We start from the raw sequence: 13926 nt of genomic DNA, 5'->3' as shown, positions 1-13926 counted from the left end.
ATGATGATAATTCAATCGATTAAAGGGTAAAGAAGCGTAAAGCTCAGCGAGATTGCTCACGACGATGGCGCAGATAACGCCCCGGCAAAACCTCTCCAGGCAACGACGTGCCAGCATTGCGGCCAAATAACCTATAGCGATTGCTCGCCACTGCATTGTAAAACCTATCCGCCAGCCGCTGCGGCAAAAAGCGCGCCAGCGCCAACAGGCGAAATGGCCAGCCAAGCTGACGCAACGCCTGAAAAAACGCCGCCGAACGCAACCAATGTCGGCCCGGTTCAAGATAGACGATGGAGTCAAAACGATCGGTGGGCAAGGCCAGCCAATTCAGAATTGCCTGACCTTCTTCGGATTGCACCGTGGCCAACAGGATCTTGCCCTGTCGATCGGCACGAATCAAAAATCTCACCAGCCCGTGACACAAATTACATTCGCCATCGAATAACAGCACCCGGTCACCGGGCTGGAGATAAGGGGGGAGCGTTGACGGATTCATCCTGCCTCCTGAGGTTTACCCCAGACTAACGCGCATTCCCCTTCAGAACCAGCGGGGCCGCTTACGGCGCTGGGGACGCAGGTGGCGTATCCGGCAATGCCACTACCGAGATTCGTACTTCGTAATGCTTGGCGTTACCGGCGGGGATCACCGAAGTCAGCTTATTGATGGTTTCAGTGGGATTATCGCTGGCGGAAGTCGCACAGAACAGCTCACCGCCGTGGCAGAAGCCCGGTTTAGGCATATGCCCACCAGGGAAAGGAGGTAAGCGGAACTGCTGTTCTGCAGGGGGGACGTTTTTTTCTACCGGAGCCGGAGCGGAAAGTGCGCTAACGCTGAACAGCGTCACGGTAGCCAGCACAGGAAGCGTCAGTACTTTGATTGCATTTTTCATGTTGTCGATCTCATTTGCCGGGATTGGGCCTAACCTACCCCGCCCCCGGCCGATGAGAAAGCCGCTTTTCACGACCTTTGCATCCCGATGATCTTTGCTTACATCCCACCGCTAACGTGATGAAAGCTTAAGGATTGTGTAAAGGTCGTTTGGCTTTTCTTTCTATTTTGATTACTTGCCTTTGGTCAGCGTGCTGTAGCTGGTCATCAGGTTGCGGTAATCGGGAATGTGGTTGGAGAACAAGGCCCCCAGCCCTTCGACATCGTTGCGCCAGTCACGGTGCAGCTCACAAGCGACGCCAAACCAGGTCATCAGTTGCGCGCCTTCGGCTTCCATACGGCTCCAGGCCGATTGACGCGTCAGCTCGTTGAAGGTGCCGGAAGCATCGGTGACTACGAACACTTCGAAACCTTCGTTCAGGGCAGACAACGCCGGGAAGGCCACGCACACTTCGGTGACGACACCGGCGATAATCAACTGTTTGCGACCGGTGGCTTTCACTGCCTTGACGAAGTCGTCGTTATCCCAGGCATTTATCTGCCCAGGGCGTGGAATAAAGGGTGCATCGGGGAATTGAGCTTTGAGTTCAGGGACCAGCGGGCCGTTGGGGCCGTCTTCGAAGCTGGTGGTCAAAATAGTCGGCAGGTTAAAATACTTCGCTAAATCACCCAGTGCCAGTACGTTGTTTTTAAAACGATCGGGATCGATATCGCGTACCAGTGAAAGCAGCCCTGCCTGATGATCCACCAGCAAAACGGCAGCCTGATCCTTATCGAGGCGTTTGTAATTTGCAGTCATGGTTTACTCCTGTGGGGTGTTGATTATTGCGGTTAAAGGTTGCCTTGGCCAAGAGGCCAAAGTGCAGAGGTAACCTAAGTGTAGAACCGGATCCGGAGGTGTTTTTCCGGATCGGCTCTAAGGTGTGCGGTGAGGGCTTAGCCGGCGTGCTTCTCTGCCGTCATGCTGCCGAACTTGCCGCCGTTGAAGTCACGGAAAGCCTGCTGGATTTCCGCGTCGCTGTTCATCACGAACGGGCCATAACCGACGATAGGCTCATCGATCGGCTCGCCGCTCAGTACCAGCAAGCTGACATCATTGTTGGCTTCGAGGGTGATTGAATCCCCTGCACGGTCAAACCTGACCATTTGGGTTTCGCGCACCACTTCCTCACCGTTTACATGAATCGCGCCATGCAGTATCACCAGCGCCAGCGTATGCCCTTCTTCCACCGTCAACGTGGTGGTGTGACCGGCATTCAGCTTCATGTCCCAGACATTAAGCGGGCTAAAAGTGCGCGCAGGACCGGCGTGGCCGCCGAAGTTACCGGCAATCACCCGCACCTGGCCTGCGCCGTCCGCCAGTGGAACCACCGGGATATCCGCATTCAGCAGCGTCTGATAACCCGGCTCAGCCATTTTGTCCTTGGCCGGCAGGTTTACCCACAGCTGAACCATTTCCATGGTGCCGCCGTTGCGCGAGAAATCCCGTGAATGGAACTCTTCGTGCAAAATACCCGAGGCGGCGGTCATCCACTGTACGTCACCGGGGCCAATCACCCCGCCGCTGCCGGTGGAATCACGGTGCTCCACTTCGCCTTGGTAGACGATGGTGACCGTTTCAAACCCGCGATGCGGATGCTGACCCACGCCGCGGGTGCCGGAGGCAGAGCGGAACTTGGTTGGCGCAGCATGATCCAACAGCAGGAACGGGCTCATTTCTGCCCCCAAATCGTTATAGGAGAACAGCGAATTCACCAGGAAACCGTTGCCGACCCAGTGGGCTTCAGGGCTGTTGTAAATACCGAGGATCTTTTTCATCTTGAACTCCTGTTTCAGGTCTCACGACCTTAAGTTGATGTCAGAAGTTTAATCCTGCGGCGTTTGCCGCAGTAGTAGGCAAGATGTACACTCAGTGTTCTACATATAGAACGATGGTAAGGGCAGGCAATGTTCACCGATTTGAACGATCTGTTTTATTTCGCCAGCGTAGTCGACCATCAGGGCTTCGCCCCCGCCGGCCGGGCGCTGGGTATCCCCAAGTCCAAACTGAGTCGACGCATAGCGCTACTGGAAGAACGCCTGGGCGTACGCCTGATCCAACGCTCGACGCGACGGTTTTCCGTCACCGACGTCGGTCTGAATTACTATGCGCACTGCAAGGCCATGCTGGTAGAAGCCGATGCCGCACAGCAAGCTATCGAACAAACCCGCGCCGAACCCTGTGGCACGGTGCGCATGACTTGCCCGGTGGCCATTCTGCACACCCGGGTCGGTAGCATGGTGGCGGCCTTTATGGCCGATTACCCGAAGGTCACGGTGCATCTGGAAGCGACTAATCGCCGGGTAGATGTGGTGGGTGAAGGCCTGGATCTGGCCATCCGCGTGCGGCCGCCGCCGCTGGAAGACAGCGATCTGGTACTGAAAATTTTGGCGCAGCGTACCTGGTGCATCGCCGCCAGCCCGGCGCTGGTTCGAACCCTGGGCCCAGTGGAAAAACCGGAAGAGCTGCATAAATACCCCACCCTGGATCTCGGTCCGGCACGCGCACAGCACCTGTGGCAGTTGACCGGGCCGCAGGGAGAAAAAATGGAGTGGGAACACAGGCCACGGCTGGTGACGGACGATATGCTGATGCTGCGAACTGCGGCGATTGCCGGTGCAGGCATCGTGCAATTGCCGTCAATGATGATGCGTGACGATATGCTGCGCGGTGAGTTGGTGCAGTTGCTACCGGGTTGGCAACCGCAGGGCGGCGTGGTGCATGCGGTTTACCCGTCACGCCGCGGCCTGCTGCCTGCGGTGCGGCTGTTGCTCGACTATTTGGGGCAGCAGTTCGCCAGCATCGAAGAGGAGTGATCAGGCGGTGATTTCGATGGCGTTACCGTCCGGATCACGGATGATCGCCTCATAAAAACCGTCCCCTGTCCAGCGTGGCGCCGCCTGCAGGATCCCCTCCTGCTGCGCGCGCTGCGCCAACTGATCGACACGGCTTTCCTCTCCCACCGACAAAGCAATATGCGCCCAACCCACACGTTCACTGGCCTGCTCCGCTGACAGCAGATCCGGCAAACTCATGATCTCCAGCGTTGGCCCGGCCGCAAGGCTGACAAAGCGGGAAACAAACCCCGGACGGTTCCGGCTAACGTATTGTTCCCCGGCAACGCCGTCAAAGTACCGCTGCCAGAACGTCACCTGGGCATCAATATCGCGGGTCCAGAGTGCAACATGGGCTATTTTCATCTCAGTCTCCAATGGGTTAATCGCTGTACAATACTTTGCCGCCACTGTGCGTGATCTGCTGTTCGAGCTGCGGATGACGGCCAGGCGGCGTGACTAAATAATCGACCCGATGGGCGGGCAGAAAGCTGTAGGGGGCATAGGTGTTGAGTTTGTCACCGGTACATAGCACCGCCAAGTTGCCTGACCGCGCCAGCAGACGCTTCTTGAACTGGGCATCCTGATAATTCAGCGCCGAGAAACCGCAGCCCGGGTCATAAGCACAAATGCCGACGAAAGCGAGGTCGAAGTAAAAATCGTCGATTTCCTGTACCGCCTTGGCGTCCACACAGCCACCAATGTCGGCATCCAGCTCGCCGCCGATTAAAATCGTGCGGATCCCCGGCTGTTCCAGCATTTTGCCGGCAATAGTCAATGCGTTAGTCACCACCGTCAGCCGCAAATCGCGCGGCAACAGCTCGGCCAAATAAAGGTGGGTACTGCCGGCATCGAGGAAAATAACCTGCCCTTCCTTGACCAATGCCAGCGCAGCCAGCGCCAGTGCCTGCTTCTCGTCACCGCTCAATTGCAGCCTTGCGCTGATAGGGCCGGTTGCCGGCGTGGGTGCCAGCGCACCGCCATAAATGCGTTTACACAGGTTTTGTGCCGCCAACTGGCGCAGATCGCGCCGAATGGTGGCTTCGGTGGTGTTCAGGCGTTCCGCCATTTCAACCGCCAGCACTCGCCCCTGCTGCTGCAAGGTAGCGAGGATCGCGTCGTGGCGCTGATTGGGCAACATTTTGGACATTCGGCTTCTCGATGGCGAACAAGTGATCACAAATGTACACAAACGTGCATAAACGTACAAATTTTTATGCAACGCTACGAAAGGGCAGCGCTGGGCTAGACTGAAACTTTACGTCTCAAATAAAGGACTATTGATGACCTCAGCCGTGCTTTATACCTTATTCCCCGCCGCAGCAACCGTCATTGGCGCCGCCATCGCGCTGTACCGCCGCCCTGGCGATGCCGCCATGCGCATCATTCATCACTTTACCGCTGGTATCGTCTTTGCCGCGGCCGCGACCGAAATTCTGCCCGACCTCAAGCAACAATCGCCCTGGGCAGTGCTGCTCGGTGGTGCCGCAGGTGTGCTGATGATGCTGCTGGTCAGGCGTTTGGGCGAACGGGCTCAGGGGCCGGTGGGCTTTGTGGCAACCGTCGGCGTGGATATTTTTATCGATGGCCTGGTGCTGGGCATCGCCTTCGCTGCCGGTGCAAAAGCGGGCCTGTTATTGACGCTCGCGCTAACGTTGGAAGTGCTGTTTCTGGGGCTGTCGATCGTGGGCGATTTACGTGATTTTTTCGGCCGACGGATAAAAGCCATGCTGGCGATTGGCGGCCTGGCTCTGCTGTTGCCACTAGGCGGTATGCTGGGTGCGCCGATTGCCATGCTGGGGGCATTCTGGCTAACCGCGTTTCTGGCCTTCGGCCTGATTGCCTTGCTCTATCTGGTCACGGAGGAGTTGCTGGTTGAGGCGCATGAAGGAGGTAAAGATACCCCGCTCGCCACCGCGATGTTTTTTGTCGGTTTTTTACTGCTGTTGCTGCTGGAAGAAGGGATGGGTTAAAACTCAGGAATTTTACGGGGTTATTACCTCACCCCAAGTGATTTGGCTATACTGAGGCGAGCAAGGTTACCGCAGAACGTAACGGCTTGGGCGCTAAGGGAAAAGGATGCTGTCAAAAATTGCGAAGTGGCTATTTCAATTGCCGGGCAGGCTGTTTGGGGGCATTTTCAGGAGCCGCCTGACGATTTTTATCTTCTTTATGCTGATTGCCGCAGGGGTTTTCAGCGCCAAACGCTATCTGCGAGCCGATCAAAATGACGATGAGTTTGTCGCGACGGCTACCACAGATTACAACCGGGCCATCCAGCGTGAAATGCCGATGCGCGAAGCACGCGAACAGTGTGGTGGCCCGCTGCATGACAATGCCGGGCAACCCTGGCCTCTTTCGGCTGGCTACCTGCATCAGCCGGAAGGCAAAGCCGCCAACCCACTGCAACAACTGACGCTGGATAATCAAAACAACAATTTTGCGGTGTTGGTCAAACTGGAGACGCCGGGTGCGCCACAGCGTTTGGCGGAAGTTTTTATTCCCGCAGCCGGCAGTTTTAATATCAAAACCAACCCGGCCGGGGAATACGTGATGAAAATTAAAAACATCAAAACCGGCTGTAACTTCCGCTCCAAACCTTTCACCCTGAGTCGTCATCAGGATTGGCGGCTGTCGCTGAAACTGCAAACGGACGGCAGTGTGCAATACCAGCCGATCAGCGACCGCGAGTTTTAATCGCGAGGCTTATTTCTTCACCGGATGATCGCGGCGGAATAATTCCCAGCTTTCGATTTCCTGACCGTTCGGCAAGGTACAGGTGGAATACTGGCCGTCAGCATTTTGCTTGGCGTTCAGCTTGCCGCCGATCTTGGTGCAATACACGTCCGCCGGGTTCGCCATGCCAATTGGTTTTACCTGCGGCGGCGGTGGCGCATCGTTAGATTTCATGCTGCAGCCCTGTAATATCGCCATCCCTGCCAGCAGGGAAACCATCAGAATTTTTTTCATTTTTTCTCTTACCACTCCCGGTCTATTTCACGTCGCAGATAGCCGGCCCGTTTGAAATACGGCGGGGAAAGTTAAAAACGGCGGCAGCCGGAGCATACCGCCGTTCAAGCTATCAGGAAATAAAGGACGCGCCCTGTTTCAGGACCAAATCACAGGCTTTTTGCTTCACTTTTTCAGTGATTTGCGAAGTGCCCAGGCTGTTCAGATCCAGACTCTTGCCTTCGCCGGTTTTCAGCAGACCGCCCAGCCCTTGCTGGTAGTCCTGGCTTTTAGCGTTCTCCGTGCTGGTGATGCCCAATTTGCTCAGCAGTTGGTCTTTCACCGCTTCGGTGCCGTTGGCCGACAGGACGTTATTTTTCACGCAGTACTGCAAGATGCCGGCCGCGTTGGTCATGCTGCTGGAGCTCAGCGCTTTGTCGCCACCGTTCAGTAAACCGGTCAGGGAAGACAGTGAAGTGCCACTGGTGCTGCCACCCGATTTACTCAGTTCACCGGCCGCGCTGCTGAGGGAATCCATCAGGCCGGCTGCCTGAGCGGCGCCGCAAGTCATGGCGGAAGTCAATGTCAGCGCCAGCAGTAAACGATGCTTGGTGTTCATGGGGTAAAGCTCCTGTTTATCTCGCCATCTTTTCAGCATCCCCCCTTGCCATTGGCAACAGGACAAAGCGGATGGGCGAATCGTGTGCAATCAGCGCAATGCGCCGGGTCACCTCTTGGGACGTCACCTACGGCGACAAGTTCCTTTTAGCCGGCAATACGGCGTTTTTTCAGAATTCAGGTAATTTTTTGAGCAAGGAATGTACAGCTAGGCGCTATGGGCCGCCAAACTGGGCGACCCGCTGGGGATCAGAACTGCCAACGCAGCCAGGCGAAGAACACGTTGCCGTTATTATAGGTGCCAGGAATATAAGTGGCCTGGAAGGTCAGGCGCTTATAACCGATAGAAGCCAAAGGCAGCGGGGCCGGGATAGGAATGTAATTCCAGTTATCTCGCGCAGTAACACTGGCGGTGAAGCCCAGACCCAGACGGAAGTCCTTGTCGTCCAAAGGACGCCAGATCTTCTCATAAGCGTAACCGCCGATCGGCTCCCACTTATTGAATGAATCTTTGAATGCCATCAGATAGATACCGTGCCAGTCACCGTCGCTGTCGTAACGCGAAATACCATAGCCGGCGCCCCAGGGGCGCTCGTTGTACTTATCGATATGTTCGTCGTCGTAAGTCCAGCGGTTATGCCAGGTGATGGCCGGCAGATAAATGTCTTTATTCGGCGAGTTGTTCCAGGTTTCCGCCACGTTATCGGTGAAACGCTGCCACAACCCCGGTTTTTCAGCCTGCGCCGCGCTGCCATTTTCTGCACCAACCTCAGCGTAAGAAGGTAGTGCAGGAAATAGCAGCGCCACTGAGCAAGCCAAAATTGTCCGTTTAAAAAACATCATCAAACTCCTGTAAAAAATAAGGCCGGCGATTCTTACCGATCGACCCATCAAGATCAAGCTGTATCTTATTTATCCAACTGCTTTCTCCTACCTCGTTGTCACTTGGTTAAGTTTAGCCGCAGGTAAAGGGAAGCGCGCCCGGCGGGTCGACTCCGGGCGCTCAGGCTACTGCGCTCCCTATGCACCGTCTGTCGGAATACTCCGCAATAATGCCGCTGCCGAAGTAAAACCCGGCGGCTCACCAGCCTGCCAGAGAACTTCTTTCCTGCTCTGAACGTAGCGAAATCTTTACTGCCGCCCAAAGAGCAACTGTAATCGCCGTCACGCTTTTCGTGGGTTCTCTCCCCCCATTTTGCGGCAATCTCAATAACCTCAAGGCCCTGTCAGGCGACACGACTGTAAATTTGCAGTTACAACGCTGTTTTAGAGACCTGCAACGGCAAAAACGGATGACTTCCCACCGTCATTTTTAGCGGCAAGCAAAAGTACCGATGATCATCCCGCGCGCCATGTTCCGGCCACAGTCGCCATATTTCACATATCTATTACATTAGGTGAAAAATACCACCCACAACATCGCTGCGGTTAATCCCCATCACCCCCAACGTAAACCCGCAAATACAACAAGCTACCCTCTCATGCGCCCCACTCAACTTGAACAAGCCGATAGTTTAAATAATTGTTAAAGCTAACGAGCATGACCCGGTCTGCAAGGGCTGAACGTTTATTGAATTGCTCATAGCACAACATCGCCAGCAAGTTATTTGCTGCTCTCTGCCTGATAAAAGAAAGATAAAAAATCCGGAGAAACACATGAAAATTACTATCGGGGCATTCATCCTGCAACAGCTCCGCACCCTGAACATCGATCGTATTTATGGCGTACCCGGCGACTATAATCTGGCGCTGCTGGAATTGATCGAGCACGACAGCAATATTGAATTTATTGGCAACTGCAATGAGCTGAATGCGTCCTACGCGGCCGACGGTTATGCACGGTTAAAAGGGGCCGGGGCACTGATCACCACCTACGGCGTCGGCGATCTGGCCGCGCTGTCCGGCATTGCCGGGGCTTACGCCGAGTCCGCACCGGTTGTCTGTCTGGCCGGTACCCCGCCGCTGCACGCAATGAAAAATCATGAGCTGCTGCACCACACGCTGGCGGACGGCAATTTTGATAACGTCATGAACTGTTTTAAACAATTCACCGTCGCCCAAGCGTTGATCACGCCAGAAAATGCGGCGATGGAGATCCCTCGCGTTATTTCCCGTGCCTGGACGGAAAAGAAACCGGTTTATTTACAGTTACCTTCTGATATTTGTGATGTGGAAATTGAAATCACTCAGGCAATGGTCGCGCCGCAATTGCCAGCCAGCGACCAATATAATGTCCAGTTGGCGGCCATGGCATTGCTGGCGCGAATAAAACAGGCAAAGAAATCGATTATTCTGGTCGACCAAATGGTGGATCGCTTTCAACTGCAGCAATTAGTGATCGAGGTCGCACATAAATTTGCCATTCCCCTCACCAATATGCCGACGGCCAAATGCATCATTCCGGAAACCACGCCGGGTTGGATGGGCGGTTACAGCGGCAACCTTTCGCGCCCCGAACTCTATGAACATATGGCGCACGCCGACTGCGTGCTGAGCTTTGGCGTTCGCCTGGTGGACTCGACAACCGGGTATTTTTCGCACCAGATCCCGGCTGACGCGCAAATTGATATTCAGCCGTTCTCCGTGAAGCTGGGCACCACCTCTTATCCGGCAGTGGCGACCACCGACCTGTTGCAGGCGCTGCTGGCACTGGGTGAAGAGGTAACAGGCCACCCGCCGACGCCCCTGCCTGAAGCGCGGCATCGGTTGGCAACGCCCAGCGATGCCCCTATCGATCAGGCTTATTTATGGCAACGCATACAACGCTTTATTCGCGCCGATGACGTAATTGTGGTGGAGAATGGCACCTCGGGCGCGGCGATTGGCGGCATGCGTATGCCGGACGGTGTTCAGGTGGTCAATCAACCGATCTGGGGCTCGATTGGCTATACCCTGCCGGCGCTGCTGGGGACCATGATGGCCGCACCAGACCGCCGGCATCTGCTGTTCATTGGCGACGGTTCTTTCCAACTGACCGCTCAGGAAGTTTCCACCCTGCTGCGCTACGACCAGAAGCCGATTATCTTCTTGATTAACAATGATGGTTACACCATCGAACGTTATATTCTTGGCGAGAACTCGTCGTACAACGATATCGGCCCCTGGGACTACGCCAAACTGCCGGCGGTGTTCAATACCCAGGCGAAGCCGTTCAGCGTGGCGGTAGAAACTACCCACCAGTTGGAATTGGCGCTGGAACACGCCTCGCGTCAGGATCGGCTGGCCTTTATCGAAGTTAAGGTGCCGATGATGGACACCCCGCCGGTGATGAAGGAATTCTGCAACCGCTGCAATAACTTTAACTTCGGCTTGACCAACCCGCGTCGCGCTTAACCGCGTCAACATCCGCCGTAGCTCAATGCGCGGCGGATCCCTCCAGACCTTGCACCACCTGCCGCTGTAAACTTTGCAGCAGCGGGTGTTGCCGCAGGTTTAACCTGCCGAAGCGCGCGTCATGCAGCGTTGGCGCCGCTCATCCACCCGTTTGGCAAACCAGGCGGTGGTCAGCTTACGGGTAATTTTCGGGCTTTCCAACTGAATGCCTGGCAGCATTTCCCGCGGCAGTTTCTTGCCGGTGGTTTTCTCTGCCAGCGCATACACCCGCTCATACAGGTCGGTATCGGCAAATTCGGGCAGGTCACCCTTCTCCAGCGCCCGGCGAATTGCCGAGTCGCTCATATTGAGCCGCTTGCCGAGGGTACGCACCGCCAGCTCGGTGGTGCCAGGTTTGTCGGTGCCGTAGTTAATCAAGTCGCCATCCAGTGCCAACGGAATGCCCGTCGTGCGGCTGACCGCACTTTGGAAAGCGGCGTTGCGGCTGGCGTACCAACCGGCATTGAAGTCGGCGAAACGGTAGATCGGCTGGCTGTAGTCAGCCGGGTAACCCAACAGGTGGGCAATGCCGAAATACATGCCGCCGCGGCGGCTGAACACTTCACGGCGGATCGAGCCGTCGATCGGATACGGATAACCTTTGGCATGCGCTTCGGCAAAGGCGATGCTGACCTGCATCGGCCCGGCGGTATGCACCGGGTTCAGGCTGCCAAACAGCTTTTGCCCCATCGGCACCGAATCAATCATATCGTCAAAGATATCGCTCAGGTCTTTTTCGGTGCGCACCTTATCCAAACGCTCGCTGTAGCTCTTGCCGTTCGATGATTTGATCAGCAAAGCGGTATGCACCAGAAAGTTGGGAATATGTAACTGATCAGCGCGGCGGTCGATCTCTTTCCAGGCGATTTTGGGCAGCCCCGGCACCGGCGGATTGGCCTGGAAGGTCGACTCCTGCTCGGTTACCGCCAGCACTGAACACAGGTTTTGGTCGCTGGGCTCGATACCCTGTGCGGCAAAAGCGGCGGTGATATCGGTGGCCCAGCCCTGGCGATCGGCGGTGTTAGCCGGCATCAAGCGCACCAGTTGAGCTTTGACGTCAGCCGGGCGCTGCACCGGTGAAGTCGTGGTGGTTTTCGTGGTACAACCGGCCAGCACCAGCAGCGCGGCCAGGCTCAACGGACGCAAGGTCATCGGGTTGATAAAACGGCGAATTGGCATCTTTTCCCTGATCGTTTTGACATACACTGCAGTGACGTTAGCCCAGCAGCGGACCCCGATCCAGTCTAAATGTGTTGATTCGGAGCTGAGAGCAGGCGTCTGCCAGGAAATACACCTTAAAGGAATGACCGTGGGGTTAAGCATCTTGCCTTGCACACTTCTAATCACACCTTTCATGATCGCGGGCATTTTCAACGAACCGATAAACATGTATTTTATATGCAACATATAAAATCATTTTATTCGCCCACACTGGGGCAACGCAAAATTTAAGGAGAGACGCATGAATGAGCTGCTTTGTTATAAAACCCTGCCGGTATGGAACAGCGTGACGCTGCCGGAGAGTTTCCAGCAAAAGCACAACACCCAAAGCGGCACCTGGGCCAAACTCACGCTGCTGAGCGGCACCCTGACCTTTGCGTTGATGACCGAAGAGGGCGAAACTACCGAAACCTGGCAGTTCAGCCCTGAGAGCCAGCCGCCGTTTATCGAACCACAGCAATGGCACCGCATCGTTTCATTTTCCGATGATATGACCTGCCAACTGGCTTTCTACTGTTCACCGGAAGATTACTACCACAAAAAGCACCAACTGACGCGCACCCATTCCGAGGTGATCGAAGCCGTGCAGCGCATAAAACCCGGCAAAGCGCTGGATCTGGGCTGCGGCGGCGGGCGCAACTCGCTCTATCTCAATCTGAAAGGCTTTGACGTCACCGCCTGGGACAAACATGGCCCGTCGATCGACAACCTCAATAGCATCATCGATAGCGAAGGACTGACGCACATTCGCGCCAGCGTGCAAGACCTCAATGCTCACACCTTCAACGGCGATTACGACTTTATTCTTTCCACCGTGGTGTTTATGTTCCTCAGCCGCGAGCGAATTCCAGGGCTGGTAAAAAACATGCAGGACAGCACCCTGAACGGCGGTTACAACCTGATTGTCGCCGCGATGGATACTCCGGATTACCCTTGCAGTCTGCCCTTCCCCTTCACCTTTAAACCGGGCGAGCTTAAGGAGTATTACGCCGACTGGGAAATCCTGAAGTACAACGAGGATGTCGGCCAACTGCACAAAACCGACGCCGCCGGTAACCGCATTTCGCTGCGCTTTGCCACGCTGCTGGCGCGTAAACCCTAAAATCCCTTCAATTGGCGCCGCTCGATGCAGTATTGACTGGCGCCGACCTGTAGCAAAATACGGCAAACAACATGAAGTTTAATACGTTGCCAACCCGCCGCTGCGGCGTTAGGATCGCGCCCGGCTACGGGTGTAGCCAGTGTTATTGGCTGTCAGTTCCGCGCATGGAGAGGTTATTGTGTTAGAGAGTTTTGGCGTCCTGAATCTTTGGACCTATCTGGCCGGGGTGGTATTTATCATCATTCTGCCAGGCCCGAATACGCTGTACGTACTGAAGACCGGTGTGACACGTGGCGTACGTGCCGGTTATACCGCCGCGCTGGGCGTGTTTATCGGCGATGCGATCCTGATTTTCTGCGCCTATATTGGCGTGGCTTCACTGATCCGTACCACGCCGTTCCTGTTTACCCTGGTGCGTTTTCTCGGCGCAATTTACCTGCTGTTCCTCGGTGCGAAAATTCTCTACGCCACCTTTATCCAGAAAAATACGGCGCAGCAACAACAGATTGAAGGCGGCCACAGCATCCTGCGCAAATCGCTGACGCTCAGCCTGACCAACCCGAAAGCGATCCTGTTCTACGTGTCGTTCTTCGTGCAGTTTATCGACTTCAACTATGCGCACACCGGCCTGTCGTTCACCATTCTGGCGCTGATCCTCGAATCGGTCAGTTTTATCTACATGACCACGCTGATCTTCTCCGGCGCGATGCTGGCGCATTTCTTTAACCATAAGAAAGGCCTGGCAAAACTGGGTAATGGCCTGATCGGCCTGCTATTCCTCGGCTTCGCCACTCGTTTGGCTACCCTCAGCTCCTAGTTCGCCGCATTAACGGCTGATCCCCTCAGCCGTTTTCTCTACTCTGTCACGCACGACAAACCGAATGTCAGACAGACAAAAGCC

Annotated in this window: 16 protein-coding genes; 6 read left to right on the top strand and 10 right to left on the bottom strand. The window is 55.5% G+C overall.

What is annotated here, in order from left to right; genetic code table 11:
- Positions 1-43 precede the first annotated feature (43 nt).
- From M2407_RS20290 to M2407_RS20275, 4 genes are all read right to left on the bottom strand, one after another.
- Complete coding sequence (locus M2407_RS20290) at positions 44-496, bottom strand: thiol-disulfide oxidoreductase DCC family protein (RefSeq protein ID WP_122077436.1); 453 nt, start codon at positions 494-496, stop codon at positions 44-46.
- A gap of 61 nt (positions 497-557) precedes the next feature.
- Positions 558-890 carry a hypothetical protein gene (locus tag M2407_RS20285; protein WP_130016261.1) on the bottom strand — a complete coding sequence of 111 codons (333 nt, stop codon included), beginning with the start codon at positions 888-890 and terminating at the stop codon, positions 558-560.
- Between the two features lie 171 nt (positions 891-1061).
- Positions 1062-1688, bottom strand: coding sequence for an isochorismate family cysteine hydrolase YcaC (ycaC, locus tag M2407_RS20280; RefSeq protein WP_115059919.1), 627 nt, complete (start codon positions 1686-1688; stop codon positions 1062-1064).
- Between the two features lie 137 nt (positions 1689-1825).
- Positions 1826-2707 carry a pirin family protein gene (locus M2407_RS20275; RefSeq protein ID WP_046374398.1) on the bottom strand — a complete coding sequence of 294 codons (882 nt, stop codon included), beginning with the start codon at positions 2705-2707 and terminating at the stop codon, positions 1826-1828.
- A 129-nt stretch (positions 2708-2836) separates the two neighbouring features.
- On the opposite strand from M2407_RS20275, the gene M2407_RS20270 reads away from it, so the two are divergent.
- A complete protein-coding gene (locus M2407_RS20270; RefSeq protein ID WP_020825405.1) occupies positions 2837-3745 on the top strand; it encodes a LysR family transcriptional regulator in 909 nt (302 codons plus the stop codon).
- Here M2407_RS20270 and M2407_RS20265 read toward each other — a convergent pair whose 3' ends face one another.
- Together M2407_RS20265 and M2407_RS20260 are read right to left on the bottom strand one after the other, a co-directional pair.
- Entirely contained in the window at positions 3746-4129 is a 384-nt protein-coding gene (locus M2407_RS20265; protein ID WP_020825404.1) for a VOC family protein, read from the bottom strand.
- 16 nt (positions 4130-4145) lie between these two features.
- Positions 4146-4913 (bottom strand): DeoR/GlpR family DNA-binding transcription regulator, encoded by a 768-nt coding sequence (locus M2407_RS20260; RefSeq protein ID WP_130016263.1) that lies wholly within the window; start codon positions 4911-4913, stop codon positions 4146-4148.
- 133 nt (positions 4914-5046) lie between these two features.
- Here M2407_RS20260 and M2407_RS20255 point away from each other — a divergent pair, with 133 nt between their 5' ends.
- The gene (locus M2407_RS20255; RefSeq protein ID WP_020825402.1) at positions 5047-5736 is read left to right on the top strand and encodes a ZIP family metal transporter; all 690 of its coding nucleotides are present in this window, start codon (positions 5047-5049) and stop codon (positions 5734-5736) included.
- Between the two features lie 106 nt (positions 5737-5842).
- On the top strand, positions 5843-6460 hold the full coding sequence (locus M2407_RS20250; RefSeq protein ID WP_020825401.1) for a hypothetical protein: 618 nt from the start codon (positions 5843-5845) through the stop codon (positions 6458-6460).
- Between the two features lie 9 nt (positions 6461-6469).
- On the opposite strand, the gene M2407_RS20245 is transcribed toward M2407_RS20250, so the two are convergent.
- The 3 genes from M2407_RS20245 to pagP form a co-directional block, all read right to left on the bottom strand.
- A complete protein-coding gene (locus tag M2407_RS20245; protein WP_020825400.1) occupies positions 6470-6733 on the bottom strand; it encodes a DUF333 domain-containing protein in 264 nt (87 codons plus the stop codon).
- A gap of 112 nt (positions 6734-6845) precedes the next feature.
- A complete protein-coding gene (locus M2407_RS20240; protein WP_020825399.1) occupies positions 6846-7331 on the bottom strand; it encodes a DUF2501 domain-containing protein in 486 nt (161 codons plus the stop codon).
- 248 nt (positions 7332-7579) lie between these two features.
- Positions 7580-8173 (bottom strand): lipid IV(A) palmitoyltransferase PagP, encoded by a 594-nt coding sequence (gene pagP / locus M2407_RS20235; RefSeq protein WP_170868519.1) that lies wholly within the window; start codon positions 8171-8173, stop codon positions 7580-7582.
- An 813-nt stretch (positions 8174-8986) separates the two neighbouring features.
- On the opposite strand from pagP, the gene M2407_RS20230 reads away from it, so the two are divergent.
- Positions 8987-10663 carry an alpha-keto acid decarboxylase family protein gene (locus M2407_RS20230; protein WP_259219105.1) on the top strand — a complete coding sequence of 559 codons (1677 nt, stop codon included), beginning with the start codon at positions 8987-8989 and terminating at the stop codon, positions 10661-10663.
- Positions 10664-10762: 99 nt separating this feature from the next.
- Here M2407_RS20230 and M2407_RS20225 read toward each other — a convergent pair whose 3' ends face one another.
- Positions 10763-11881 carry a DUF1615 domain-containing protein gene (locus M2407_RS20225; RefSeq protein WP_020825396.1) on the bottom strand — a complete coding sequence of 373 codons (1119 nt, stop codon included), beginning with the start codon at positions 11879-11881 and terminating at the stop codon, positions 10763-10765.
- A 283-nt stretch (positions 11882-12164) separates the two neighbouring features.
- Here M2407_RS20225 and tehB point away from each other — a divergent pair, with 283 nt between their 5' ends.
- Positions 12165-13025: an SAM-dependent methyltransferase TehB gene (gene tehB / locus M2407_RS20220; protein ID WP_259219097.1), complete on the top strand. Its 861-nt coding sequence runs from the start codon at positions 12165-12167 to the stop codon at positions 13023-13025.
- 178 nt (positions 13026-13203) lie between these two features.
- Complete coding sequence (gene leuE, locus M2407_RS20215) at positions 13204-13842, top strand: leucine efflux protein LeuE (RefSeq protein ID WP_142815820.1); 639 nt, start codon at positions 13204-13206, stop codon at positions 13840-13842.
- Positions 13843-13926 lie beyond the last annotated feature (84 nt).

The organism is Serratia sp. BIGb0234, from assembly GCF_024809915.1.
In the GTDB taxonomy this organism is placed as follows: Bacteria; Pseudomonadota; Gammaproteobacteria; order Enterobacterales; family Enterobacteriaceae; genus Serratia; species Serratia liquefaciens.
The sequence above is the reverse complement of the archived record's forward strand: the minus strand, read 5'-3'. Positions and strand labels throughout refer to the sequence as shown.